This is a genomic window from Baaleninema sp. (genome assembly GCF_049974805.1).
Classification (GTDB): Bacteria; Cyanobacteriota; Cyanobacteriia; order Cyanobacteriales; family Geitlerinemataceae; genus Baaleninema.
The window spans coordinates 3,265-16,976 of the sequence record NZ_JBNGCO010000029.1 but is presented as its reverse complement, the minus strand read 5'-3'; the positions used below and the strand labels follow the sequence as shown (position 1 = coordinate 16,976).

At 55.0% G+C, this 13,712-nt stretch carries 11 protein-coding genes; 8 read left to right on the top strand and 3 right to left on the bottom strand.

The window, feature by feature from the left end; translation table 11 throughout:
* The first annotated feature begins 82 nt into the window (after nucleotides 1-82).
* Complete coding sequence (locus tag ACP5D4_RS07980) at nucleotides 83-430, top strand: ArsR/SmtB family transcription factor (RefSeq protein WP_428011101.1); 348 nt, start codon at nucleotides 83-85, stop codon at nucleotides 428-430.
* A 21-nt stretch (nucleotides 431-451) separates the two neighbouring features.
* Here the strand turns inward: ACP5D4_RS07980 and ACP5D4_RS07975 are convergent, their stop codons facing one another.
* Nucleotides 452-946, bottom strand: coding sequence for a rhodanese-like domain-containing protein (locus tag ACP5D4_RS07975; RefSeq protein WP_428011100.1), 495 nt, complete (start codon nucleotides 944-946; stop codon nucleotides 452-454).
* Between the two features lie 403 nt (nucleotides 947-1,349).
* Here ACP5D4_RS07975 and ACP5D4_RS07970 point away from each other — a divergent pair, with 403 nt between their 5' ends.
* Together ACP5D4_RS07970 and tilS are read left to right on the top strand one after the other, a co-directional pair.
* Nucleotides 1,350-2,735, top strand: a complete 1,386-nt coding sequence (locus ACP5D4_RS07970; protein ID WP_428011099.1) for a glutaredoxin family protein — start codon at nucleotides 1,350-1,352, stop codon at nucleotides 2,733-2,735.
* Nucleotides 2,736-2,771: 36 nt separating this feature from the next.
* Entirely contained in the window at nucleotides 2,772-3,821 is a 1,050-nt protein-coding gene (gene tilS, locus ACP5D4_RS07965) for a tRNA lysidine(34) synthetase TilS (protein WP_428011098.1), read from the top strand.
* On the opposite strand, the gene hmpF is transcribed toward tilS, so the two are convergent.
* Together hmpF and ACP5D4_RS07955 are read right to left on the bottom strand one after the other, a co-directional pair.
* A complete protein-coding gene (gene hmpF / locus ACP5D4_RS07960; RefSeq protein ID WP_428011097.1) occupies nucleotides 3,770-5,524 on the bottom strand; it encodes a pilus motility taxis protein HmpF in 1,755 nt (584 codons plus the stop codon). The genes tilS and hmpF overlap by 52 nt on opposite strands.
* Nucleotides 5,525-5,791: 267 nt before the next feature.
* A complete protein-coding gene (locus tag ACP5D4_RS07955; RefSeq protein WP_428011096.1) occupies nucleotides 5,792-5,986 on the bottom strand; it encodes a hypothetical protein in 195 nt (64 codons plus the stop codon).
* A gap of 14 nt (nucleotides 5,987-6,000) precedes the next feature.
* Here ACP5D4_RS07955 and ACP5D4_RS07950 point away from each other — a divergent pair, with 14 nt between their 5' ends.
* From ACP5D4_RS07950 to ACP5D4_RS07930, 5 genes are all read left to right on the top strand, one after another.
* The gene (locus ACP5D4_RS07950) at nucleotides 6,001-7,251 is read left to right on the top strand and encodes a response regulator (protein WP_428011095.1); all 1,251 of its coding nucleotides are present in this window, start codon (nucleotides 6,001-6,003) and stop codon (nucleotides 7,249-7,251) included.
* 259 nt (nucleotides 7,252-7,510) lie between these two features.
* Nucleotides 7,511-7,876, top strand: coding sequence for a response regulator transcription factor (locus ACP5D4_RS07945; protein ID WP_017663555.1), 366 nt, complete (start codon nucleotides 7,511-7,513; stop codon nucleotides 7,874-7,876).
* Nucleotides 7,877-7,888: 12 nt separating this feature from the next.
* Nucleotides 7,889-8,425: a chemotaxis protein CheW gene (locus ACP5D4_RS07940; RefSeq protein WP_428011094.1), complete on the top strand. Its 537-nt coding sequence runs from the start codon at nucleotides 7,889-7,891 to the stop codon at nucleotides 8,423-8,425.
* A gap of 141 nt (nucleotides 8,426-8,566) precedes the next feature.
* A complete protein-coding gene (locus ACP5D4_RS07935; protein WP_428011093.1) occupies nucleotides 8,567-11,863 on the top strand; it encodes a methyl-accepting chemotaxis protein in 3,297 nt (1,098 codons plus the stop codon).
* Between the two features lie 112 nt (nucleotides 11,864-11,975).
* Nucleotides 11,976-13,712: Hpt domain-containing protein (locus ACP5D4_RS07930; RefSeq protein WP_428011092.1), on the top strand; the 1,737-nt coding region annotated here is incomplete at its 3' end.

Below are 13,712 nucleotides of genomic sequence, written 5' to 3'. Positions count from 1 at the left end.
TGCTCCCAACTCGTCAGAGTCTCAACCTAATAGAACCATATAATATTAAGAATAACTTAAGATAGTACGAAAATTCAGACTCATGCAATCCACTTCTATCGCGGCCCTGGCGAAAGTCTCCGACTACTTTAAAGTGTTGTCCGAGGTCAGTCGCTTGCTCGTTCTCTGTACGTTGAAGTCGGGAACGAAGAACGTTTCTGAGATTGTCGAGGCCACGGGACTCGGTCAAGCCAACGTCTCGAAACACTTAAAAATTCTCACGCAAGCGGGATTTATCCAGCGGACGCCCCAGGGGGTTAGCGTTTACTATGAAATCGCCGACCCGGTGGTGTTTCAACTGTGCGAGGTGGTTTGCGATCGACTGTCGGTCCATCTCGAAGCCCAAGCACAACACTCGGAACACCTCAAAACCTTCCAACAGTCGATCTGATAGGTTCTCACGGTTTTCGCCTTACAACCAGGAGGAGGTTTCAACGGGTTCTCCAGCGGCTTTCCAGCCTTGAAAGCTCGGGGCGAAACCGGAGACGTTCTCGTAACCGAGGAGTCTCAAGGCGGAAACGCCCATAGCCGTGCGATAACCCGTCGTACAGTACAACACCACGGGGCGATCGCGAGGGATGCGATCGCTGCGACGGGCAAGATCTCGCAAGGGAATATTTTTCGCGCCGCCAATGTGTCCTCGGCGGTATTCTCGCGGTTCCCGCACGTCGATGAGGAGAGCCTCGTTCGAGGCGACAACGTTTTTCAGGGATTCGACGTTATTAATGTTGTAGTAGTCGCGGGGCAGTGATTGCAACCACTGACCCACCGCTTCCGAGACTGGGGCGGTTGCGTCGAGTCCTTCCGCACGAGCGGGACTGGCAACGCTGCCTAGCACCAGCAGCATCGCGAACAGCAAACCGGCCAGGGCGCGGCGGAGGAGGCGAAGAGAGTGAACACGCAGCATTTCTTAAAATTAGAAATAAGTTACAAAACGTTTACGAGTCGTACAAGTTAATTAACATAAATTTTTGTATAAATCAATTCATAAATCCAGCGGGCTTTAAAAATCTTATCGATAGGGCGATCGCTTTTCGATAAAAGAAGAATTAAAATTAAATAGAAACTCGCGAACCGGGGAGTGAAGACGATTTGGTTCTGAAGACCTCGGATATCTGAACCTCGTTTTCCCTTGGAGTTTTATGGGGACTCTCGCGGATTAAAAATCGCTCGATCGAATTTTTTTGTCCGAACGCCGAAGCCAAAAATTGCGTTATCGCCCTATGGGCTTTCCCTCGATCGAGTGTCCGATCCGTCGTCCCCCTCACTTGTCTTGAAACCCATCGAGACTCAACTCGCAGGAGATAAATATGGGATTCGATCGCGTTGTAAAATTCCTACTGTCTTGCCTACTATTTCTAGGGTTGTTGTTCGCGGCCTTCCCCAGTCAGGCGGTGGCCGAAGAAAATACCTTAGAGGTCTATTTCTTTTACAGTGCTACCTGTCCCCACTGTATGAAACAAGAACCGTTGATGGAATACATTGACGAAACCTACGAAGAAATCGACGTGATTTCTTACGAAGTCACCCAAAACCCCCAAGTCTGGGACAATTTTCGGGAAGAATACGGCATTAGCAACGCCGCCGTACCTCGAACCTTTATCGGAGAAATGTCATTTATCGGCTATACCGAACAAGAAGGAGACCTCGAATACAACCCCGTTTACAATGGTTATTCCGGCTATCGCAACCAAATTATTCAAGCTATAGAAAACCAGGCCGGAATCGATATCGTTTTACCCGAAGAAGCCGAAGAAAACTCATCATCGGGGTTGCCCTGGTACGTCTTTAGCTTGTCGGGAATTTACCTCGTCAGCTATCCCTTCGTGCGACCTCACCTCAAAAGTTCGCAAAAACAACGGTATTGGATCGGTGGTTTTTTTGCCGTTTTAATCTTGAGCCTGTTTTGGTTTGTCACCTTAGTACCCGACGCCCTCATTCAACAATTTGCCCGACAACTTCCCTTTCCTCTTTTCGTCTCCATCGTTGCCTTAGCCGACGGATTCAATCCCTGCGCCTTTACCGTTTTAATTATTTTACTCTCCCTGCTGACCTATACCAAAAGCCGTCGCGACATGACGATCGTGGGAACCACCTTTATCACCACCTCCGCCGTCATGTACTTTATCTTTATCATGCTCATGGTGTCCGTCGGCTCGGTATTTATCGAACAGTATGGAAATATCGTGTTGGTGGTTTTAGGAATTCTCGTCACTGCGGCCGGAATTATCAACATTAAAGACTACTTTTTCTTCAAAAAAAATATTTCCCTCACCCTGTCCAACAAGCAGCAAGTGGCCATTACCAAACGGGCGAGTTCGATCGTTCGCAACCTACAACACTCCACACGAGATCGTCGGTTCTTCGCAACAGCCATCGGCGGTACCGTGGTTTTGGCGGCTTTCGTGAACCTAGTCGAACTCGGCTGTACGGCAATTTTGCCCACCGTCTACATGGCGAGTTTAGTCCAACGCTGTCAAGGGGGCATTAACCTCTGCGGCATCTCTTGGACAGCACTGTACGCTGCCATTTACGTCGTTCCCTTGTTCGCCATTCTTTTCAACTTCATCTACTCCTTTAAATCCGCCCGCATCACCGAAAAACAAGGGCGCGTCTTAAAACTCGTCGGCGGTTCCTTCATGCTGTTTTTCGGGTTAGTGATGATTGCCAAACCGCAATTGTTAATGCTAGGTTAGCCGTCTCTAGGAAACCTTTCCCTATCGGCTGACAGTATGGACGTTTGGACGCCTCTCCACACGCGGGTTCACAGCACCCTCAAACAGAGCCAACTGCTCCCCAAACGCCAACGAATCCTCATGGCTGTCTCGGGGGGACAGGATTCCCTCTGTTTGGCGCGGCTGCTGCTGGACTTACAGCCGAAATGGGAATGGGAGTTAGCGATCGCCCACTGCGATCACCGATGGCGCGACGATTCCGCCGCCAACGCCGATCGCGTCGAAGCCTTAGCCAAAACCTGGAACTTGCCGTTTTACCGTTGCGTTGCCAGCGAAGCCGTTCCCAGCGAAGCGGCGGCGCGTCGGTGGCGTTACGGCGAACTGGCGCAAATTGCGGTAAGGGAGCGTTTCAAGGTTGTCGTGACGGGACATAGCCAGAGCGATCGCGCCGAGACGCTCCTCTACAACCTGGTTCGCGGTACAGGTGCCGACGGCTTGCAGGCGTTGGCATGGCGTCGAGAACTCACAGACGGCGTATCTCTCGTGCGTCCGTTACTAGAAATCTCCCGAGACGAAACCGGGCAATTTTGCCGAGAGCGAGGATTGCCCGTGTGGGAAGACATCACGAATCGAGATCTCAAGCATCCTCGCAACCGCATTCGCCTCGAATTGCTGCCCTATCTCAAAGAACAGTTCAACCCCGCCGTCGAAGTTCACCTCGCGCGAACCGCCGAACTCCTGCGGGCAGAGGTGGCGCATCTCGAACGAGAAGCTGAAATTTTGCTACAACAGGCGATCGCCGCCGCCGACGACGATACAGACGGGCGTTTGCCCCTGCGGCTCGATCGCCGTCCCTTAAAAGCCGCACCTCTGGCCCTGCGGCGGCGGGCGATGCGTCAGTTTCTTACCCTTCACCTAGCCGTCGCCCCTAGCTTCAAACATATCGAAAAACTCACCGCCCTCATCGAGGCACCGGGTCGCAGTCAAACCGATCCCTTTCCCGGCGGTGCCATCGCCTGCGTCGAGCGTCCTTGGATTCTCTGGCGTCCGCCTCCTCAAGCCGAAGCCGACTCCTCCATCAATCCCGAAATCGACGCTTGCAGTTGACTGACCGCGTTTCGTTGCGCCTCGGCCATTTCCTCAAACTCACCGAGACCTTGCGAGAGCGCCTCGAGATGAGACTTCATTTCGTTAACGCGATCGCGCAGCGGGTCGAACACCTCGTGATACGTATTGACCTTACCCCACAACTGCGCCACCTGAGCGCGGCGATCGCGCAGTTCCCGATCTTGCTGTTGCAGTTCCCCGAGGCGGCTTTCCCCGTCCGCTTGTTTCTGTTCGACCTCCTGACGCAAACCGTCGATTTCCGGTTGTAAGCCGTTAATTTCCCCTTCCAGAGCTTGCAGTCGATCGAGGAGTTGTTGGCGCAGTTGCGACGCCTTCTGTTGCAGCGGACCGACATCCACGCCGCCGCCAGAACTTGGCGGTTCCGGGGGGTTGCCCAAGCGACGCCACAACACGCTCTGATGCTGGTTCATAATGCGTTCTCGATCGCGCAAACTGCGACGCTGACCGATGAGAGTTTCGTTGAGGAACTTATAACTTTCCTGTTGGTCCGCCAGTTCCGCCTGAAGCGACGGTCGATCGGCATCGCTGGCGCGGGCTAACTTCGCCTCCAACTCGTTGAGGTCGAGCCGTTGCATCATCAACTCTTCCTGCTCGTCGATGACCAACCGCAGCCCCGTTTCCAGCTCGCTTTGCAGTTCCCGAACCCGCTGTTGCAGATCGTTGAGGGGCATCCGTTCCAACTGTTCCCAATCGACGCCGCCTCCATCGCGATTTTCACCTCCAGAAACGGGAAGGTTCGAGAGACTGTTGGCGAACTCCTCGCTCGACTGAACTTGAGACCGCAAAACTTCAACAAATTGCTGCTTGGCCTCTAACAGGCGCTCCTTCGCTGCCAGATCGACCCGTTTTCCTTCCAACTCCAACTGGAGTTGACGCCACTCTTCCCAACGGCGATCGAGATCCGCCACCGCCGCCTCGAGATCCCCTTGTTGCCCTTCTGCCTCCGAGCGCCACTGTTCCAACTGAGTCGTCCGTTCCTCGAGCCACCCTTGCTGAGCCGACACCTGGCCTTCCAACCCCGCCAGCGGTTCCCGAAGTGCAGCTCCATCGCCGACGCTTTCAGCCAGATATTGCAACCACTGCTGAAGACTTTCCGCCTGTTCCGCGTCCAACCCCACAGAATCTTGGAGTTCCGATTGTTGGTGTTGAAGACTTTCCCGTTCCCCTTGAAGCTGTTCCCAGGCGGCTTCGAGTTCCTGACGAGAGCGATCGACCTCCGCCCGCAACTGCTCCATTTCCGCATTACTGGCTTCGATTTCGCCGCGTTTAGCTTCCAGTTCGCTCAACTCCTGCTGAACGTTTTCTAGCTCCTCCCGTCGCGCCTCCATCTCCATCTCGCGGCGGTTGAGTTCCTGACTTTGATACGTCAGCGATTGCTTCCACTGCTCGATCTCTTCCTCTTGAGTTTTGAACTTTTCCTGAAACCGCGAAAAATTCTGGAGGATTTTGACCAACTGTCCCCCAGCTTCCTTGGGCGTCCCTTGAAGTTGCTTGTTCGCCGTGAGTTCGGCGAACACCAAAGCCCCCGAGTTGAAATTTCCCGCTTCATCAGCCGAAATGACATCATCACCCGTGACAGGCATCCAGTTATACTCACCTCGCTGCATCGCCAGCAGCTTCAACTCCGTTTTTCCACTTCCGAAAACGCCGCTTTTCTTGAGGACTTCCGCTAGATACAGCACGCTAACTCTTCCTTTCCCGAATATCGTATGCCGAGGATCGAACTCGCTTGAGAGACAGACTAAAGACGCCTGCGCTACCAGTTTAAGGGCTGCGCTGCACCGTAGCGTCGCCCGATCGAGAAGATCGCCGCCCCTAAACCGAACGTCGAGATCGAGTCCATAATAAATTAGTATCGTTGAGTATCGTTTAACCCACTGATACGACACTAGGGGGAGCCGAGGCGACCCGGATTTTTGCAGGTGCGATCGCGATCGACCTCTCCTATCCTAACCCGCTCGCTTTCGTCTGGCACAAGACGCCGCCCCCGAAAACACGACTGTCGGACCCCGCAGAGCGATCGCACGGGTCTCCCTTGGAGAGCGAATCGGCGAAGCGCCTCCCTCGTCCAGACCGTCCGCCGACGGAAACGCCGAGAAAACGTTGCCGTTGCCGTAAGTGGGGATATCGCCAGAACACAGCACCAGTTGTGAGCTAAATGCAGGGAAATTTAAACGAAATCGATATTCGGAGCATCCTGCAACTGATCGAACTCGGTCAGCGGACGGGGGAACTCTTCGTGGAAACCTATAGTGCGCTCCCTACCGGCTCGAGATCCTATTCTCCAGCCTATATCAGTCGCGACGCCGCCTCTCAAAGCTCCTGGTTCGTGTTCTTCTTTAACGGACAAATCGTCTACGCCGCCGAAAGTCGCGACGGCAACCTCGGACGCTTGCGGGATTACCTACGTTACTACCAACTCGACGACGTACTCGAAGGCGTCGAACGCCCCGATCTCGCCTCAACCAACGCCCCCGAGTACGGATTTCTGTGGCATTTACTCGAAACCCACCGCCTGACACCGATGCAAGGGCGGAGCATTCTCCGCAAAATGATTCACGAAACCCTGTTCGACCTCTTGAGCCTGCATCAAGGCAGCTTTATCTTCGACATGGGGCCGGCCTTAGCTCCCCAACTCACCACCCTCGAAATCGCCCCCCTGATGGCGAAAATTGCCAAACAGGTGCAGGAGTGGAAACAGTTTTATCCCCACGTCCAATCTCCCAACCAATGCCCGCTGATTTCCGATCCCGATCGCCTGCGGGACGCCTTACCACCAAAAGCCTTTACCACCCTCAGCCGCATTGCCGACGGAAAAACCTCCCTGCGGCAAATGTCCCGTTACCTACACCGAGAAATCGTCCCCATCGCCAAAGCCATCTATCCCTACGTCAAACAAGGCTGGGTACAGTTATTTTCCCCTCATCCCGATATTTCCCCCGCCGCCAAGTTCGATTCCGGCTTGCGTCCGCCGACTGCCAGAGTCCCTCGCATCGTCTGCATCGACGACGAGAAAACAGTTCGTAAAACCGTCGAGTATATGCTCGAACAACATGGTTACGAAATCACCTCCTTCGGCAGTTCCCTCAAAGCCCTATCCTTAGTCTTTCCCCTCAAACCGGATTTAATCCTGTGCGATATCGCCATGCCGGAACCCGACGGCTACGAACTCTGCGCCATGTTACGCAAGTCCGCCGCCTTCCGCCAAACGCCCATCGTCATGTTGACCGGAAAAGACGGATTTATCGATCGCGTGCGTGCGCGCATGGTAGGCGCCAACGACTATCTCACCAAACCCTTCGGCGAACAAGAACTGTTAATGCTCGTCGAAAAATACGTCGGCCCCGGCGGGCCGCCCGATCGCCCCTCCACCGACGCAGGCTTCGACGATCCCGACCTGTTTCAGTGAAGAGGTGATGAGATGATGAGATGGTTGATAGTTTCTCCCCATCCCCCCTCTCCCCATCAACGGCAGTAGACATCGATGGCGAAATATAATAATACTGAATCCTCGGCAAAAAACGATTCAGTTTGATGGAATCGAAAACCGTTGGCGTTTAGGATAGTGTTGGCTTTCCCCAGACGAACGCATCGCCCGAGTGCCATCGGCAGCGAAGGGCGAGTGGGGCGGAGTTCGTCAAGCGCGTTTGCGAACAGGTAAGACAGTAATGAGTAGAGTTCTGGTTATCGAAGATAGCGTGACCCAGCGAGAGATGATCGCCAACCTCCTGCGCGGAAGTGGGCTAACGGTCATCGAGGCCACAGATGGCGTCGAAGCTCTCGACAAAATTCAGGGAAATCCTCCCGATCTCGTGGTGTTAGATATCGTCATGCCCCGGATGAACGGTTACGAGGTGTGTCGGCGACTCAAAGCCGATCCTAAAACCCAAAACGTTCCCGTGGTGATGTGTTCCTCCAAAGGGGAGGAATTCGATCGATACTGGGGCATGAAACAGGGTGCAGATGCCTACGTGGCCAAACCGTTCCAGCCAACGGAGCTGATCGGCACGGTCAAACAAATGCTCAGAGGTTAAGATAGCAAGGGAATGGTCGGTAACCCAGACTTTTTAATGGGCGAGGCGGACCCCAATCAGGCGCCGGAATTCCAAGAACTCGAGACCCCCGAAGGCGAACTACACCTTCGATTTCAAGTTCCTTCTGGCAACGAATTCGCCCTCCCCGCTACGGGAATTCGCGAAGTGCTAGACCCACCGCCCGATCGCATTACGCCGATGCCCAACGTTTCGCCGTTGTTGCTCGGAACGTTTAACGTGCGCGGTCGCGTGATTTGGGTAGCAGACTTAGGACAGTTTCTCGGTGACAACCTGGCGCTCAACTCCGATCGCGCTGAAATATTTGTGATTGCCGTCGAAGACCAAGACACTATACTAGGGTTAGCCGTCGAACGTATCGTCAAGATGCAGTGGCTCGATCTCGAGAAACTGCAAATGCCCACCAACGTGCCAGATGGCATGGCCCCCTTTTTACAAGGGGAATGGGTATTTGAAGAAAACGAACGGCCAGTAACGCTGAGACTACTCGATCGAGTCTCAATCCTGCGTTCGGCACGGTGGGCGGCTTGAACCCGAGGTGTGGATGAAGGGGATCGCCGTCCGTTGTGGCTATCGACTTCCTCGTTAAAGCGAGGAAAACCTTCGGGTGTCCACCCCTCGTATCCGCTACAGGAGATGGAGGAGTTTTGACCGTAGAACTGGGGGAGGCAAATGGAACCAGGTATTGACTTTGCCCGAGAATACGAACGTGTCGAGCAAGCTTACGTCGAAGGAAACTACGACGAAGCTGCGCCGCTGGTGGACGAACTGGCCCAGAAGTATCCTGACGACCCCAGTACTCGGCTGCTGAGAGGGCATATTTATTGTGGGTTGCAAGCTTACGATATTGCTCGGACGGAATATCAGAGCGTTTTTGAAATTACAGACGATTCGGAATTCCACGACCACGCTCGTCAGGGTATCGATTATGTGGCGCAAATTTCCGGAAACGGTAAAGCGCCAGAATTTGAAGAGTACGATGCTGAAGCGACGCAAGCCTACGACAACGGCTTCGAGTCCGATGGAACTGAACTGTTAGAACCTGAAGCCGATTACGGAGAAGCCGATTACAGAGAGATAGAAGAAGATTTCGAGGCTGAGGGCGCTTGGGACGATTTAGGGTTAGAAATAGAGGGAGACGAGTCAGAATCGTTCGATTTCCAAAACGGCGCGATCGAAGAGGTCGATGAAGGCGAGGCGTTGGAACCGTTCGACTTGTCCCCGGAAGGGGATGCTGACGAAGGCGAGTTCGGCGAGTTCGACCTCAATGCCGAAAGCCCCCTGGACGAAGAGGCTGTCGCAGAACCCGCACTGGGTCACTTCGACCTCGAGGAGGAAACCCCTGGAAGTGGAAGCTTCGAGCCGTTCGAGGTGGCTCAAGGGGCCGGTGAGGAAGGCGAAGCCTTCGAGCCGTTCGACCTCGAAGCGGCCGAAGAAGCGCTGAAAACGGGAGAGTTCGACCTGACGCCGGAGACGCAATCGGAAGCCGATAACCCCTTTGCAGTAGAGGAAACCCCGCAACTCGACGAAGAGGATAGTTGGGACGAATTACCCAACTTGTTACCCACCGAAGAGATGCCGGATTTAATCGGAGAAGAGGAAGAGGATCTCGAGATCGAAGACGGACTCGATGATATCGAACTCCCTCAACTGTTCGCTGAGTTCGACGAGGGGCAAGAAGACGAAGCGTTCGCCGAGGAAACGCCGTTTGAGGAAACGCCGTTTGCTGAATTCGATGACCGCGAGTTCGACGACGGCGAAGAAGAACCGTTTGCCAGTCCGACGAGCGGGATGCCTTCGAGTTTAAGCGGTGAAACCTTTGAAGAAGATTGGGACGAAGAAGAAGAATACGAAGAAGTGCCTTTCGGCCATTTCGATCCCGATACGGACAGCAAGGACTTCCAGCAGGTTTCGACTGAGGAAACCGACGAAAGCGGCGCGGAAACCTTTTTGACTTCGCCGCCGGACGACGATGTGCCCAGTGGGGAGTTCGACGAAGAAGCGGCCAGTTGGGCGACGGCAACCGAGGAGGAACCGCCAATTTCGGGTCGGATGTCCTCTCCCGGTTTCGACAACACTGAGGAAGACGACCCGACGCTCGTCGCCCCGGAAACCGCTCGTCCGGGGGGCGATAGTTTCGACTTCGAGAGTTTTGAAGGGGATTTCGGCGATAGCGAGTTCGATATCGACGACGAGGACTTTACCGCCGACGAAACGGGAGATCGCTCCTCGAGTGTGGATTTTCTCGAGGAGTTCGACGAGTTCGACGACCTCGGGGATATGCCCAGTTTTGAAAGCGACGAGGATACGGATTCGTCGGATTTCAATACCACCTCGGGCTTTTTAGAACAGACGACGGGGGTGGAAACGGAAGATTTCGCGGATATGACCGACGGGTCGATCGTTCGCGATGAAGAGTTGTTTGCCATCGCCAACAGTAGCGAACGGTTGCCAGCGTTCGCACAAACGGAAAGCGGCACGAGCGAACCTTCGGTGAGCGTCGAACAAGGTCCGCTGGCGTTTTTCGAGAACGCTAACTTACAGGCGAAACCCCGTTTGGCGGCGTTCGTGGCCGGCATCGCGTCGGCGGTGGCCGTGGCCGGCATCGGTCACGTGACCACGAGGTATTTGGCGGGCAACGATCGCCTCGATTTGGCTCTGCGCGATCGCTTGCTGCCCCAGGCGCAACTGGCTAGCCTTGCGATGTCCGTCACGGCCGGTTTGGCCGGCGGAACAGCCACTTGGTTGTTGGGACGTTTGAGCGCGGGTCAGGTACGGCGCACCACGACGAACTTACAAGCGGCCTTTGAAGCGATCGCTCAAGGAGATTTCGGCGTGCGGGCCGCGGTGCTGTCGGAAGACGAACTCGGGCAAATGTCGGCGAAGTTTAACCAGATGGCTCGCATCGTCTACACCACTACCAACGAAGCCCAACGCCGCGCCGAAGAAATGGAACAGGCCAAGGAAGACTTGCAGCGGCAGGTGATTCGCCTCCTCGATGACGTCGAAGGCGCGGCGCGAGGCGACTTGACGGTGACAGCGGAGGTGACAGCCGACGTTCTCGGGGCGGTGGCCGACTCCTTTAACTTGACGATTCAAAACCTGCGGGAAATCGTTTTGCAGGTGAAACAGGCGGCGCGACAGGTGAGTAAAGGAGCTACCGATAGTGAATCTTTCGCCCGCAGTTTGGCCTCCGACGCTCTACGACAAGCGGAGGAACTGGCAGCGACCTTGAACTCGGTTCAAGTCATGACCAACTCCATTCAACAGGTGGCTAAGAGCGCTCGAGAAGCTGAAGAAGTGGCGCGATCGGCGTCGGCGACCGCTCTCAAAGGGGGCGAAGCCGTCGAACGGACCGTGGCCAGTATCTTGGAAATTCGCGAAACTGTAGCAGAAACCACGCGAAAAGTCAAGCGCCTGGCGGAATCTTCTCAAGAAATTTCCAAGATCGTCGCCCTCATCAGCGGTATCGCCTCCCGAACCAACCTGTTGGCCCTCAACGCCAGTATCGAGGCGGCACGAGCCGGGGAAGCCGGTCGCGGCTTCGCCATCGTTGCCGACGAGGTGCGACAGTTGGCAGACCGCTCGGCTAAGGCGTTGAAAGAAATCGAACAGATCGTGATGCAGATTCAAAGCGAAACTGGGTCGGTGATGATGGCCATGGAAGAAGGTCAGCAACAGGTCATCGGCGGGACAAAACTGGCCGAACAGGCCAAACGCTCCCTCGAAGATATTATTCAGGTGGCGAACCGCATCGATGTCCTGGTGCGATCGATTACCGCCGATACCGTCGAACAAACTGAAACCTCCCGCGCCGTGGCTCAGGTGATGCAAGCGGTCGAGTTGACCGCTCAAGAAACCTCCCAAGAAGCCCACCGCGTATCCGGTGCGCTACAAAACCTCGTGGGTGTATCTCGCGACCTGCTCACCTCCGTGGAACGGTTCCGCGTCGAAACCAACGAACGCTAAGACTCTCCCTTCAGCAAGAGGCAAGCGGCAAGCGGCAAGCGGCAAGCGGCAAGAAGGGAAAAGCGAACTGCCCTCACTGTTCACTGCTCACTGCTCACTGCTCACTGAAAAAATGGTACCCGAACAATCGCAAATTATGGGGTTCTTCATCGAGGAAGCCCGCGACCATCTCAATACGATCGAACGCGGACTGCTCGACCTGCAAGGCACCCTCGACGATCCCGAACTCCTCAACGCCGTGTTCCGCGCCGCCCACTCCGTCAAAGGCGGAGCGGCGATGTTAGGACTCGACGCCATTCAAACCGTCGCTCATCGCCTCGAAGACTGTTTTAAAGTTCTCAAAGATGCCCCCGTTACCGCCGACCGACAACTCGAATCGCTGTTTTTGCAGATTTTCGACAGCCTGCAAGAACTGCTCGATCGCCTGCAAAGTCCAGCCGGACTCAATCCCGATGAATCCGAGCGGGTGGTGGCCGACATCGAACCCGTCTGTCGGGAGTTGGTCGCGCATCTCCATCGCCTCGTGCGCGGGGAAGTGGTTCCCCCGCCCAAAACCTCGCCCCATTCGCCTGCACTGCCCGTCACCAGTCCTCTACCCACTCGGTCGGAAGAAGACAGCGCCCTGCACCTGATTTTCCAAAGCGACGTGATGGCGCGACTGCGGGAAATGCTGCAACTGTTCAAACAGCCCGATACCTCCGACGTTCGCCAAAACCTCCAACAACTCTGTCGCCTATTGGGGCAAGTGGGGGAACAGTTCGACCTCGATGCCTGGGTCGAACTCCTGCAAACGACTCGGGCGGCGATCGCCTCCCCCAACAATACCTTTTCGAGTCTGGCCTCGGTGGTCATAAAAGACATCAAACAGGCTCAAGAACTGGTGTTAGCCAATCGCGCCGAGGAAATTTCCCCGAGTCAGCGCCTTCGAGATCTCGTTCCCGAACCCGAGACGACTGAAACTGAGGTCGAAGCCAACGGGCGATCGCCCCAACCTAGCACCCCCGAACCTAAATCGCCGCCGGTTTCCCAACCGACCTCGGATCGACCTCGCAAACCCAAACGCGAAGCCAACGGACCTCAAGTAGGTATGGCCGAACTCAGCAGCTTGGCCGATCTGTTTGAAGGAGATACCGAAGACCTCGAAGATTGGGACGACGTGGAGCATTTCGACCCGTCGGGTATGGCCGCCGCCGCTAACGGGAAAACGCGCGGCGATGTGGATAGCGATTTTTCCGATTTGTTCGACGACGAGAACGAAACCTCCGCCACGAACTCTCAAACGGAAGCCGAAGAACTCTTCGGCGATAACTTCTTTGGTGACGGCGAAAGCCCCGATGCCGACGAAGACGATACGGGACTCGACGACCTCCTCAATGCTGTGGGACCCGATGGACCCGATGCTGACGATGGCGATGAGGAAGACCTCGATGCCGATTTTCAAGACCTCCTCAATATTGGTGGATTGGAAGATGAGGACAACGCTCCGGTTGAGGAGGCTGAAGACGACGACATTTCGATCGACGATTTGTTAGCTACAACAGACGAAGCCGACTACGCTGAGGCTGAAAGCGACGATTTGGGCAACGCTCTGAGTCTCGGACAAGAAAGTACGGCCGAACTCGAAGCACTCTTCGGACAATCTCCACTACCCGAGGGAAGTTCGGACGGAGAGGCTTTAGGAGAAGCTTACGAGGAGTTAGATTTTGACTTGGGAGAACTGGAGGAAGAAGCCGAACCTGAAGCCCAAGCTGAAGAATTTGATTTGGATTTTGATTTAGAAGAATCAGAAGAAAGCGAACCTGAAGCCCAAGCTGAAGAATTTGATTTGGATTTTGATTTAGAAGAATCA

Excerpts from the sequence above, each read along its gene's own strand:
- ACP5D4_RS07980 (WP_428011101.1), top strand. The coding sequence starts at position 83 with ATGCAATCCACTTCTATCGCGGCCCTGGCGAAAGTCTCCGACTACTTT.
- ACP5D4_RS07975 (WP_428011100.1), bottom strand. The coding sequence starts at position 946 with ATGCTGCGTGTTCACTCTCTTCGCCTCCTCCGCCGCGCCCTGGCCGGT.
- ACP5D4_RS07970 (WP_428011099.1), top strand. The coding sequence starts at position 1,350 with ATGGGATTCGATCGCGTTGTAAAATTCCTACTGTCTTGCCTACTATTT.
- tilS (WP_428011098.1), top strand. The coding sequence starts at position 2,772 with ATGGACGTTTGGACGCCTCTCCACACGCGGGTTCACAGCACCCTCAAA.
- ACP5D4_RS07950 (WP_428011095.1), top strand. The coding sequence starts at position 6,001 with ATGCAGGGAAATTTAAACGAAATCGATATTCGGAGCATCCTGCAACTG.
- ACP5D4_RS07945 (WP_017663555.1), top strand. The coding sequence starts at position 7,511 with ATGAGTAGAGTTCTGGTTATCGAAGATAGCGTGACCCAGCGAGAGATG.
- ACP5D4_RS07940 (WP_428011094.1), top strand. The coding sequence starts at position 7,889 with ATGGTCGGTAACCCAGACTTTTTAATGGGCGAGGCGGACCCCAATCAG.
- ACP5D4_RS07935 (WP_428011093.1), top strand. The coding sequence starts at position 8,567 with ATGGAACCAGGTATTGACTTTGCCCGAGAATACGAACGTGTCGAGCAA.